The sequence below is a fragment of the Gottschalkiaceae bacterium SANA genome (assembly GCA_036323355.1).
Classification (GTDB): Bacteria; Bacillota; Clostridia; order Tissierellales; family GPF-1; genus GPF-1.
The window spans coordinates 581,566-594,174 of record AP028876.1 but is presented as its reverse complement, the minus strand read 5'-3'; the positions used below and the strand labels follow the sequence as shown (position 1 = coordinate 594,174).

General features: G+C 45.0%; 10 protein-coding genes. 7 read left to right on the top strand and 3 right to left on the bottom strand.

Annotation, left to right across the window (positions count from 1 at the left end; all coding sequences use genetic code 11):
- Window positions 1–126: 126 nt before the first annotated feature.
- Genes AC25CA_RS02940 through AC25CA_RS02930 form a run of 3 tightly spaced genes read left to right on the top strand, consistent with a single transcriptional unit; the run spans window position 127 to window position 4,140 of the window.
- Window positions 127–564: a MarR family winged helix-turn-helix transcriptional regulator gene (locus AC25CA_RS02940; protein ID WP_486815549.1), complete on the top strand. Its 438-nt coding sequence runs from the start codon at window positions 127–129 to the stop codon at window positions 562–564.
- The gene (locus AC25CA_RS02935) at window positions 561–2,300 is read left to right on the top strand and encodes an ABC transporter ATP-binding protein (RefSeq protein WP_486815548.1); all 1,740 of its coding nucleotides are present in this window, start codon (window positions 561–563) and stop codon (window positions 2,298–2,300) included. The genes AC25CA_RS02940 and AC25CA_RS02935 overlap by 4 nt, the downstream gene beginning before the upstream one ends.
- On the top strand, window positions 2,293–4,140 hold the full coding sequence (locus tag AC25CA_RS02930) for an ABC transporter ATP-binding protein (protein WP_486815547.1): 1,848 nt from the start codon (window positions 2,293–2,295) through the stop codon (window positions 4,138–4,140). Before AC25CA_RS02935 ends, AC25CA_RS02930 begins: the two co-directional genes overlap by 8 nt.
- 201 nt (window positions 4,141–4,341) lie before the next feature.
- Here the strand turns inward: AC25CA_RS02930 and AC25CA_RS02925 are convergent, their stop codons facing one another.
- The 3 genes from AC25CA_RS02925 to AC25CA_RS02915 are packed head-to-tail and all read right to left on the bottom strand — an operon-like array spanning window position 4,342 to window position 8,418.
- Entirely contained in the window at window positions 4,342–6,477 is a 2,136-nt protein-coding gene (locus AC25CA_RS02925; RefSeq protein WP_486815546.1) for an EAL domain-containing protein, read from the bottom strand.
- 11 nt (window positions 6,478–6,488) lie between these two features.
- A complete protein-coding gene (locus tag AC25CA_RS02920; RefSeq protein WP_486815545.1) occupies window positions 6,489–7,133 on the bottom strand; it encodes a response regulator in 645 nt (214 codons plus the stop codon).
- Window positions 7,108–8,418: a bifunctional folylpolyglutamate synthase/dihydrofolate synthase gene (locus AC25CA_RS02915; RefSeq protein WP_486815544.1), complete on the bottom strand. Its 1,311-nt coding sequence runs from the start codon at window positions 8,416–8,418 to the stop codon at window positions 7,108–7,110. Before AC25CA_RS02915 ends, AC25CA_RS02920 begins: the two co-directional genes overlap by 26 nt.
- A 292-nt stretch (window positions 8,419–8,710) precedes the next feature.
- Between AC25CA_RS02915 and AC25CA_RS02910 the strand changes: the two genes are divergently transcribed.
- Genes AC25CA_RS02910 through hydF form a run of 4 tightly spaced genes read left to right on the top strand, consistent with a single transcriptional unit; the run spans window position 8,711 to window position 12,594 of the window.
- A complete protein-coding gene (locus AC25CA_RS02910; RefSeq protein ID WP_486815543.1) occupies window positions 8,711–8,977 on the top strand; it encodes a TM1266 family iron-only hydrogenase system putative regulator in 267 nt (88 codons plus the stop codon).
- Window positions 8,964–10,016, top strand: coding sequence for a [FeFe] hydrogenase H-cluster radical SAM maturase HydE (hydE, locus tag AC25CA_RS02905; protein WP_486815542.1), 1,053 nt, complete (start codon window positions 8,964–8,966; stop codon window positions 10,014–10,016). Before AC25CA_RS02910 ends, hydE begins: the two co-directional genes overlap by 14 nt.
- Window positions 10,006–11,382 carry a [FeFe] hydrogenase H-cluster radical SAM maturase HydG gene (hydG, locus tag AC25CA_RS02900; protein WP_486815541.1) on the top strand — a complete coding sequence of 459 codons (1,377 nt, stop codon included), beginning with the start codon at window positions 10,006–10,008 and terminating at the stop codon, window positions 11,380–11,382. The genes hydE and hydG overlap by 11 nt, the downstream gene beginning before the upstream one ends.
- Before the next feature lie 9 nt (window positions 11,383–11,391).
- The gene (gene hydF / locus AC25CA_RS02895) at window positions 11,392–12,594 is read left to right on the top strand and encodes a [FeFe] hydrogenase H-cluster maturation GTPase HydF (RefSeq protein ID WP_486815540.1); all 1,203 of its coding nucleotides are present in this window, start codon (window positions 11,392–11,394) and stop codon (window positions 12,592–12,594) included.
- Window positions 12,595–12,609: the final 15 nt, after the last annotated feature.

Here is a 12,609-nt window from a genome sequence, read left to right as displayed (position 1 = left end):
ACTGTCATCATTTTATCTAAAAGACCATGACTTTTTGCATAAATAGTTAGCTGACTACATTTAATTCTTGACTTCTTACCCTCTCATGATATTATTTAGTTAGCTAACTAACAGAAAGGAGAACTTATGAAACATAATTTTTTCCGGCAATTCGGTCGCACCTATCGACTTGCTCATCGATACTTAGGCAATCAATTAGACCCCTATGGTTTGTCGAAGGGACAACCCCGCATTCTTCGCCTTCTTGTTTCCCATAACTGTAAAACTCAAAAAGATCTTTTACAAAAAATGGATATCAGACCTGCTACCCTAACCCGTATGCTGCAGCGTATGGAAAAAAACGGACTACTGATTCGTACGCCATCACCCCAGGATCAGCGAATTCTGGAAATCCAATTGACAGAGCTCGGCCGCGAAGCGCAAGACGCTTCTGCTCGTGTCTTTCATAAAATGGACCAAGAGTTTTCCAATCTGATGACCACAGAAGAAAAAGAAACCTTGGAGCGTGTTTTTACCAAGTTTTGCCAACATCTTCAAGAGAAGGAAAAAGGAGAAAAAGAATGAAGTCGCTCAGACGCATCTATCGCTATATGTCACCCTACAAAAAATGGGCCTTGATTGCACCTATTCTCGTGATGTTCGCTGTCTTGGCTGAATTGATGCAGCCTGCCATCATGCAACGCATGGTAGATACTGGTGTCGCAGAAAAAGATATGCCCTATATTCTGAAAAATGGAGGATTCTTGATTCTGATGGCTCTCATTGGTGCCTTCGGTGGCATTGTCAGCGCCTATTATGCATCAAAAGCCTCCATGTCCATGGCTCGTGATCTTCGCAGAGACCTCTTTGTGAAAATTCAATCCCTGTCCTTTCCCAATCTTGACCAACTGGAAACCGGGCAATTAATCACCCGCCTAACCAATGACGTAACCCAGGTGCAAACCTTAAGCTTTCTATCCCTGCGGCTTTTAATCCGCGCGCCGATCATGCTGATTGGATCCGTTGTAATGGCCCTAATCGTCAGTCCGCAATTGGCCTGGATTATGGGGATTATGATTCCACTCCTATTGATCATTCTCACCTTGGTCATCAGAAAGGCCTTTCCAATCTATAAACAGGTGCAAGGAAAACTAGATTCTGTCAACCAAGTGGTTCAGGAAAATTTATCGGGCATTCGTGTCATCAAGGCTTTTGTGCGAAAAGATTTTGAAAACAATCGTTTCAATACCGTCAATCACGAATACAGAGACATCTCCGTTAAGGCGGCACATATTCTTGCCATGATCTTTCCGGTGATCTTAATGATTCTGAATCTAGCGATTGTTGCAGCCATCTGGTATGGAGGCGGTTCCGTCATTGCAGGAGACATGCAGATCGGACAGATCATGTCCTTTATCAACTACATCATGTTGTTGTTGATGTCTTTGATGATGGTAGCCATGGTCATGATGAATATGTCGAGAGCAGAAGCTTCTGCTTCTCGGATTCTGGAGGTATTGGACGCCACACCTGCCGTGCTCAATCAAATCGACCCAGTTACTCCTGCCTCCCTTTATGGGGAAGTCGAATTTCGCGATGTTTGCTTTGCCTATCAAGCCAACTGCGCCGACCCTGTCTTAAAGAATATCAATCTCACCATCTCTCCAGGAAAGACCCTGGCGATCCTGGGATCCACAGGATCTGGAAAATCGACTTTGGTTCAATTGATTCCACGATTTTACGATACCAGCCAAGGCCAGGTTTTGATCGATGGTATCAATGTCAAAACACTTTCCAAAGAATGGCTCAGAAGCCAGATTGGATTTGCCATGCAAAAAGCCGTTCTTTTCAGCGGCACAATCCGTGAAAATTTAACCTTTGGTCGACCCAACACCACCGAAGAAGAAATGATTCATGCGGCCAAGATCGCCCAGGCCCATGACTTTATTACAAAAATGCCAGACGGATACGACACCTACCTAGAACAGCGTGGCGTCAATCTCTCAGGTGGACAGAAACAGAGAATCGCCATTGCTCGCGCACTTGTAACCGATCCAGCCATTTTAATCCTCGACGATAGCACATCTGCTGTCGACGTTGAAACCGAGGTGAAAATTCGCGCTGCTTTGAAACACTTTATGAAAAATCGTACCAGTATCCTAATCGCACAACGCATTAGCTCGGTAATGACTGCCGATACGATTCTCGTCCTCGATGACGGTGCCCTTGAATCCATTGGCACCCATGATTCCCTGATGAAGAAAAGTGCCGTCTACCGTGAACTCTATGATTCTCAATTGGGAGGTGATGACAATGAGTAAATCAACAAAAGCAAGGCCAGCCAACCAAGGTGCTGGACCAAGGCCTTCTCGTGGTCCCGGAAGAGGGCCAGGCCACCATCTTAAACCCATCGTTCGCCCCAAGGATTCAAAGACGACCCTCAAGCGACTGTGGAAATACTTGGCAGGCAGCAAATGGCTCCTAGGGTTTGTCATCTTCCTGGTTTTACTCTCCGTAGGCAGCAGCCTAGCTGGTCCCTATCTGATGGGGCGAGCCATCGATGCCCTCTTTGATGCATCACCCTTGGCTCAACTAGCCAAGTTTGCAGGTTTGATGATCCTTGTTTACGTCATTAGCGCCCTCTTCACCTGGGCACAGACTTATTTGATGGCAAATATCGCACAAGATACCGTCTTGCGCCTTCGACAAGATTTATTTGAACATGTACAAAGCTTGTCCCTGCGCTATTTTGACACCCATCCCCATGGGGACTTGATGAGTCGCATGACCAATGATATCGACAATGTCAGCAATACCCTGACCCAATCTATTACACAATTGATCTCCAGTGTCATTACCATCCTAGGCGTAACGATTGTTATGTTCCGCCTAAATTGGATCCTCGCCTTGGTTACCATTGCGACTGTGCCTTTGATCTTTTTGATTGTAAACCGCGTCATCAAGCGAACCAGAAAAGCCTTTAAACAACAGCAGGCTTCCCTGGGCAATGTCAATACGATTATCGAGGAGTATATCAGCGGCCAAAAGGTAGTAAAAGCCTACGGACAAGAAAATGCCATTATCGAAAAATTCGATGTCGAAAACGATGCTCTGCGTAGCGCATCCATTCGTGCGCAATTCTTCGGTGGCATGATGGGTCCTCTTATGGGCATGACAAACAACCTCACCTATGCCTTCGTGGTCGGTGTCGGCGGCCTCCTCGTGATACAGGGACAGGCAAGCCTTGGCTTAATTGCCAGCTTTATGAACTATTCCAGACAATTCGGCAGACCCCTCAACCAAGTTGCCCAGTTATACAACACCGTTCAAGCAGCCATTGCCGGTGCAGAACGCGTCTTTGAAGTCTTGGACGAGAAGCCGGAAATTGAAGAACACGCCTCTGCCATCGGTGTGAAAACCCTATCGGGTGCTGTCGCTTTTAAAGATGTCGATTTTCACTATGTTGCAGACAAACCGGTTCTCCAATCCGTTAGCTTCGCAGTAGAACCCGGCCAGGTGATTGCCCTCGTTGGTCCAACCGGTGCGGGGAAAACCACCATAATCAATCTGCTGACTCGATTCTATGACATCCAATCCGGTGAAATCCTAATCGATGAAAATCCGATTCATACCCTAAAAAAAGAAGAGCTAAGACAGCGCTTGGGCATTGTTCTGCAGGACCCTTATCTCTTCTCAGGAACCATTTATGAAAACATTCAATACGGTCGATTAGACGCCACAGAAGAAGAAATTATCCAGGCGGCAAAACTGGCCAACGCCCATAGCTTTATCCATCGATTGCCCAAAGGCTACCATTCCAATTTAACAGAAGAGGGCGGCAACCTCAGTCAGGGACAAAAGCAATTGATTTCCATTGCTCGTGCGATTCTTTCCAATCCAGATATCCTCATTCTAGATGAGGCAACATCCAGCGTGGATACGCGAACCGAGTTCCAGATCCAAAAGGGCATGAAGACCCTAATGGAAGGCCGAACCAGTTTTGTCATCGCCCATCGATTATCTACCATCCGAAACGCAGATCAAATCCTTGTCATTCAAGAAGGAAGAATTATCGAACGGGGCAACCATCATAGTCTTTTAGCATCCAAAGGATTTTACTACCAATTGTATAGCAGTCAATTTGAAACCCAATTGGCATAAAAAAGCCTCCCGATCGGGAGGTTTTCCATTGCCAACTTGTTCAAACTTCATATGATCACCCATGTTTTATCCCTGCAAATCATCCTACAGAATCTGACGATCGTGAAAATCGTCTTGAAACACGGCAAGTCGACTCCCTCTGGCAGTTAATTGAATCTCACTAGACAACAAAAGCCCTTCCAGCGGAAAGGCTTTTGTTGGTCATCTTCTCATCAATTCATCTGGCAATACCGGCCGACCATAATAGTATCCCTGAATCATCGGACATCCATGTTCCTTTAGAAACAGCCATTGTTCCTCGGTCTCAACGCCCTCCGCAATCGTCATCAGATTCAACCGCTTTGCCAAAATCAGCAACTCTTCAATCAAAATTTCACTTTCACAATCTCGACCAATCTCCATAATAAAAGCTCGATCAATTTTCATGGTGTCAATGGGCAATTCTTTCAAATAATTCATAGACGAATACCCCATGCCGAAGTCATCCAGAGAAATATGATAACCGCTTCGCTTTAAGGATTCCAGGGCAAGACGAGAATGGCCGATTTTTTCAATCTCAGCATTTTCCGTCACCTCAAAATGGATCTTTGATTTATCTGCACCTAAACGATCCACCATAGCATCCAAGTGATCGATAAACCCTTCATGATTCAATTGGATCGCAGATAAATTCAAGCTCACAAAGTGTGGACTATTTGTTTGTCCACGCCAAGCTATCATTTGAGAAATAGCTTCGATCACAACCCAGTCACCGATCTCATGGATCAATCCAGATTGCTCTGCAATAGGAATAAAGATCGAAGGTGGAATCATCTGACCGTCATGTTTCCAGCGCAATAAGGCTTCTACACCTACCCTTTTCTGGGTATATGTGTCTACAATCGGTTGATAGACCAAATAGAATTCATTTCGTCCAATTGCCCCTCTCATATACTTCAGATACCAATGGGTTTGATGGAGCTTTTCTTCCATTTCTACTCGAAACCATTGAATCTTTTCATTTCCTTTCCCCTTGGCCTGATACATAGCCATTTCCGCTTTCTGCGTCAGGGTATCATAATCTTCGCCGTCCTCTGGTAAATGCGCAAGACCAATGCTCATCTCAATCTCAAAGGTTTCTGAACCCACTTCAATCGGCTTTTTCATGATCTGTAACAACTGATTCGCAATCAATTCGCCCTGACCACGAGGCAAGAGTATGGTGAATTCATCTCCGCCTAAACGACTAAGAATCGCTGAATTCGGAAGGATTTTCTCCATTCTGCAAGTAAATTCAACCAATAATTGGTCTCCCATTTCATGTCCGTACAAATCATTGACCCGCCGAAACTGATCTAAGTCAATCAACAAAAAATCATATCCTTCTTCCAGGTAGTTTTCTTTAATCAGTCGATTCATGGTGCGGCGATTCGGTAAGCCTGTAAGGGAATCGTGATAAGCCAAATAGGTCAATTCCTGGGTCTGTTTCGCCACCATTTTCCTCAAAAAATAAACGAATCCCAAAGACAAAAGACCCATAAGGACAACAATTGCCAACACCCAGAATAGCCATTCTGGAACAACCTCATCCCGCACCTCTTCCCGAAGCCATCTAGATAAAATATTGTAATACTTCGAATTTGGATCCTCTTGGACAACCAACATCCATCGATCGATCCCTGCAAGCAGATTTTCTTGGCCCGGTGCGCCAATAATCTTCACTTTTGCAGGACGAATTGCCAATGTCGTAGCCCTCACCCAATACTTATCCATATTCAAGAGACCAAACGTTCTGGCAACCGCGCCTGCATCCGCTTTTCCCCCATCAATCGCTTTAAATACATCAGTGAACCCATCCACATAAACAAAGTTCTTAACCAACCCCAAAAATTCGAAACTTTCTTCTAGCTCGATTGAGTAGATATCACCTCGAACCAAAGCGATACGATATTTCGCCAGAGACTCTAAAGAGTCAACGGCAATTTCATCCACCCCAACAAAAATCTGTCCCCAATTGGAATAGATTGTTTCAAGCTGAAATCGTACTTGCTTGGCTCGCGCATCTGAATATGCGACTGCCATCCCAAGATCAACCTTCCCCTCGGCAACAAGGGCTAGCTGTTCCTTTAAAGTGTGATACTCGTACTCTACTTTCCAGTCTTCCTGATCGGCCACTTCATTCATAATATCGATAAAAACACCCTGAGGCTGCCCCTTTTCATCTTGAAAACACAGAGGATAATTGTCATAATATGAAATTGAAATTGCATCCGACTCCGCCCAAGCAGTATTTCCCAACAACATAACTAAAAGGAATAATCCACTCATTTTTCTGCAAATCCCTTGTAATTTTCCCATCGGAACCCTCTCTATAACTTATGTAATGTGTAGATCGCCAATTGTGTCCGGTCCCTTAAATCCAATTTATCCAAGATTCGCGTCACGTGATTTTTCACCGTTCCTTCACTAAGAAATAATTTCTCTGCAATCTCACGGTTATTTAACCCTTGTGAGATCAATAGACAAATCTCTTTTTCTCTTTTTGTCAAATTTTCTTTAGCGCCCCCCATAAAAAGAGGGCGTTCATCCCGTATTTTATTGAATTGTCGAATGACTCTTGATGCAATCTCAGGCTGAATCATCGCTCCACCCTCATAAACCGCGCGAATTGACTGAACAATCGTTTCAGGCGGCGCATCCTTCAACAAATACCCATGAGCACCTTCCCGTAAGGAATCAAAGATATAGTCATCGTCATGAAAGGTTGTTAAAATCACAACCCGAATGTTAGGGTTGAACAGTTTCAATGCCTTGGTTGTCTCCACCCCGTTCATCACTGGCATTTGAATATCCAACAAGACCACATCCGGCGGCTCGTGTGTCCGGCAAAAAGCAAGGGCTTCCTCTCCATTTCCCGCAGTTCCGACGACCTCCAAATCCGATTCTTGTCCCAATATCATCTTAAGTCCATGTCGCATGATCTCTTGGTCATCCACAATTAAAACACGAATCATTCTTCAACCTCCTCTTCAAAGCATTGCCCAAGGGTCCAATCAAATAAAGAGACCCAAATATCAAGCAGGGAAAAGAACCACTCAAAGTGGATTCACTTGCTAGTAAATCAATTAAAACTTCAAAATCCTCTACTGCTTCACTCTTAATTCCCTGTTTCAATAGTCTGGTTGACAGGTTACTAGCGGACAATGCTCTCGGATTATTTGGCGTCGCCGTCCATACTTCGCTAGCCTCTCCTAGTATTTCTAAAAAATCAGGTCCCATGTCCTTTTCACCCAAAATACCAACTACCACACGATATTCACCCTTTAAAATCTGCTTTCTCGCATGATTTAAGGCCTGCATGCCCTGCGCATTGTGAGCACCATCAATCACCACCAAGGGATCTCTTCGTAAAATTTCAAACCGCCCAGGCCAATGAGCCTTTGAAATGCCTTGAAGCAAATCTTCATCTGTCACGGACCAGCCCATTTTGTCCAATCGCTTTGCTGATTCAATTGCCACAGCAGCATTGACCGCCTGATGGCGTCCTAATATTTCAGTTTTGTACTCAACACTACGATAAATAAATCGGAGGGAAGTTCCTTCTTCTAAGACTGAGAGATTTGACCTGTCAATCAGAATAAACGGCGCTTCAATCAACTGTGCTTTTTCCCGCAGAGTCGCTTCTACTTGCTTTTCTTGCGGAGCTGAAACAACGGGTACTTTTGGGCGAAAAACACCTGCTTTTTCCATAGCAATTTTCTCCAAACAATCCCCTAAAAACGCCTCATGATCCATTCCAATCGGTGTAATTATACACAATTTTGCTTCCGCTACCACATTGGTTGCGTCCAGTCTGCCACCCATTCCCGTTTCAATGAGAGCGAGGTCCACCTGACCTTTAAAATAAAGAAATGCAAGGACTGCCATCACCTCGAAGGACGTTGGATGCCGAAATCCAGAATCGACCATTTTCTGGCAGGCCTCTTCAACCATCGAAATTCCTCGTTCCATCTCAGCATCTGAAATTTTCACACCATTGATTGTAATCATCTCATTTCGATCTACCAAGGCTGGCGAAGTGAATCGTCCGACTTGCAATCCTGTCTCTTCCATAATGGACGAAAGAAAAGCCAGAGTACTCCCCTTTCCATTGGTACCTGCGGCATGAACAACCGCGATTTGATTTTGTGGGTTCCCCACGTATTTTAATAATTCAAATATGGATCGAAGGTTAAGATCCCATCCCAATTTGTCGATTTTTTTAAAATATTCATCAATTTTTGTTTTCCTATCCTTCATCCCATATCACTCCTTTTCATCCACTTTCTATTATGAGGGAGAGCCTTAGTTATTGGCAAGAAAAAACAAAGCTTAATACTAAAATGGTAAATATTTCATGTTGTAATCATTACATATTTTTGTTAAAGTATTAACAACACCAAGGCGTCTTGTGACTCCTTGCGTGTTTGACAATCCAATTAACTCTGACGACAAAGAAATCTGCGTCGAAAGAAAGCTTAAACAGACCCTGGGTCTGCTTTCTCTTGTGCGCGTTTTCTTACTGAAAACGCTATTTTTATTGGGAGGAACTATGAAAAGAATTGCTGTAATCAGCGCAATCCTGGAAAATCCGGAACAAAACCAACATCGATTCAATAATTGCATCGCTGAATTTAAGGGCATTGTCAAAGGACGAATGGGCTTACCCATGCCAGAACATGGTCTTACCGTGATCACAATCACCCTATTAGGATCCTTAGATGCCATCAACACGCTAACAGGACGTTTGGGAAGAATTCCTAATGTCCAAGTAAAAACAGCCATTTCGAAAAAGGAGATTTCACATGAACTGGATTGAAAAGTTGACAAATGAACGATTCTTGACACGTGAAGAGTGGCGCTCCTTTTTTGAAGCTCTTGATGATGCTGCACTTGTTGCACTGAAGCAGCAAGCCATTCATGCCCGCCGCGATCACTATGGTCTGGATGTTTATATGCGCGGACTCATCGAATTTACAAACTATTGTAAAAGAGACTGTCTCTACTGTGGGATCCGCCGCTCCAACAAATCTGTCGAACGCTATCGGCTAACAGAGGATCAGATCCTGACCTCTTGCGATCAAGGCTATTGGCTTGGTTATCGCACCTTTGTCTTACAGGGAGGAGAAGACCCCTATTATACTGAAGACCGAATTGTGTCTTTGGTAAAGCGAATCAAGGCAACATACCCCGATTGTGCCATTACTTTATCTGTTGGAGAATGGCCAAGAAGTGCCTACCAAGCCTTCTATGCCGCAGGAGCAGATCGTTACCTCTTGCGCCACGAAGCTGCTTCCCCCTCCCTATACGCCTCTCTTCATCAAGGAGAAGAGAATCACACACGTCTTCAATCCCTTCAAGATCTCAAGGAGATCGGCTTTCAAATAGGCGCTGGATTTATGGTGGGTGCCCCAGGTCAAACCCAAGATGATTTGATTGACGATCTGTTGTTTTTACAGGAACTTCAGCCACATATGGTTGGAATCGGACCCTTTCTTCCCCAATCAGACACCCCCCTGGCAAATGCCAATCCGGGAACCCTGGAAATGACCTGTCTGCTTTTGTCGATCATTCGATTAATTTTGCCAGACGTGCTTCTTCCGGCTACCACCGCCTTGGGTTCGGTGAATCCGCATGGAAGAGAACAAGGTTTGCTTGCCGGCGCCAATGTCGTCATGCCCAATCTGTCTCCCACCTCGGTCCGAGAGCTTTACGCTCTATACGACGGAAAGATTTGTACCGGTGACGAAGCGGCCCATTGCCGACAATGCATTGAAGGTCGAATTGCATCTGCAGGCTTCCGCGTCAACATGACCCGCGGAGACCATAGCCAAAGGAGGAAAAAAAATGATCATTAATCACGAATCCATACAAAATCTTTTAGAACAAACCGAACACGCCAACAAAGAGGCCATTCAAAATGTTTTAACCAAAGCAAAAAACAAAGAGGCTTTATCCCCAAAAGACATTGCCATCTTATTAAATATCACCAAGGATTCAGAACTCCAGCAGCTCTTTCAAATTGCCCGTTCCATCAAGGAAGAAATCTATGGCAATCGACTCGTGATCTTCGCTCCCCTCTACGTCAGCAATTATTGCGTCAACTCCTGTACCTATTGCGGCTACAAACGCGACAACGACTTCCCACGCCGAAAATTATCGCGGGAAGAGATCCAGAGTGAGACCCAAATTATGGAGAAGAGCGGCCACAAGCGCATTGCCCTGGAAGCGGGCGAGGATCCCGTCAATTGCACCATCGATTATATCCTCGACGCCATCGACGCCGTATACACCACAAAAACGGAGAAGGATGCCATTCGCCGAATCAATGTGAACATTGCGGCAACAACGGTTGAAAATTATCGACGCCTAAAAGATGCAGAGATCGGTACCTATATTCTCTTTCAAGAGACCTACCACCAAGCGAGCTATGAAAAGACGCATCCTCATTCCCTGAAAGGCGATTATACCTACCATCTGACAGCATTCGATCGCGCCATGGAAGCGGGCATTGACGATGTAGGCGGCGGGGTTCTTTTTGGCTTAGGACCATGGAAATTCGAGGTACTCGCCATGATGATGCATAATGCCCATCTGGAAAAAGCCCACGGGGTTGGATTCCATACCATCTCCGTTCCACGATTAAAAAAAGCAGAAGGAATGAGTCTAGATGAATATCCCCATATTATTGACGACTTCACCTTTATGAAACTTGTCGCAATTCTCCGGCTGGCCCTTCCTTTCACAGGATTAATTCTTTCCACCCGGGAAACAGAAGCTATGCGAAAAAAACTGATTCAACACGGCATCAGCCAAGTCAGCGCAGGATCTTGTACCGATGTCGGCGGATACACCCTAAAAGAACAAGGCGTAGAACTTGTGCAATTTGAAACAGCCGATCACCGCACCCCTCTGGCAGTCCTGAAATCCCTGATTGACGACGATGTAATTCCCTCATACTGCACAGCATGTTATCGTTCCGGTAGAACCGGGGACCGATTTATGCGCTTGGCCAAATCGGGACAAATCGGTAATATCTGTACCCCGAACGCCCTCATGACCCTGACGGAATATCTATTGGATTACGGGGATGACGAAATCCGAGAAAAAGGCTTTGCCTTGATCGATAAAGAAATTCAAAACATTGAAAATCTAAAAGTTCGCGCCCTGACCCAAGAAAATATCAAACGAATCCAAAACGGCGAACGTGATCTCTATCTATAGGAGGTACTCATGCAACAGACACCCAAAGCGAATCGCGACCATATCGCAATTTTCGGGAAAAGAAATTCAGGAAAATCTTCCCTGATGAATGCCATAATTGGTCAAAAAATTTCTCTGGTCTCAGCAGTCTTGGGCACAACCACGGACCCTGTAGAAAAAACCATGGAACTGCTTCCCCATGGTCCAGTTGTCTTTATCGATACGGCAGGCATTGATGATGAAGGTCTTTTAGGGGATCTACGTGTGAAACGCTCCCTGAAAATCCTGCAAAAGACTGACTTTGCCCTCTATGTGACCGATGCAACCGATCCGGATTGGCAAGCATTCGAGGAGGTACAAAAGCGATTTCAGCAGTATCAAATCCCCCATCTTTTGGTAATCAACAAGATTGACCTACTCAAAGAGAATCAACGACAATCTCTTTTGGAACAATACCCTTCCGCTCAGCTCGTTTCGACTGAAGAAGAAGTTGGTATTCTGGAGTTAAAAACTGCACTGATAAAAAAACTCCAAACAGAACAAAAAGAAAAACCAATCCTCGGTGATCTCCTGCCGGCTAGCAGTACGGTTCTCTTAATTGTTCCGGTCGATTCGGAAGCCCCCAAGGGACGGTTGATCTTGCCGCAAGTGCAAGTCATCCGCGACTGTCTGGATCATGGCATTCGATGCCTGGTCTGTCGCGATACGGAATTAAAACAAACCCTTCGAGACCACCCGAAGATTGATCTCGCCGTGACAGATTCACAGGCCTTCCATTTTGTTTCAGAAACCCTCTCCGATCAAATTCCATTAACAGGGTTTTCCACCCTCTTTGCACGACACAAGGGAGATCTTTCCCTCTTTGTAGAGGGAATCAAATTCCTTGATCAATTAAATGAACATAGTCGAATATTGATCGCAGAGAGCTGCACGCACAATCATTCCCATGAGGATATCGGACGGGTCAAAATCCCCAAGCTCCTCCAAAAAAAGACCGGTAAAGATTTGCAATTCACCTTTACCATGGGCCACGATTTCCCCGAAGACTTGGCAGACTATGACTTCGTCATTCATTGTGGTTCCTGCATGCTTAACGAAAAGACCATGCGGTCGCGTTTGAATCAATGTCGTGCCCTAGAACTGCCCATCACCAACTACGGTATTCTTTTGGCAGCACTGAATGGGATTCTTTCACAGAGCCTCGAGATCTTTCCCATGATAGAATCCACATAAAAATTCCCTCGCGAG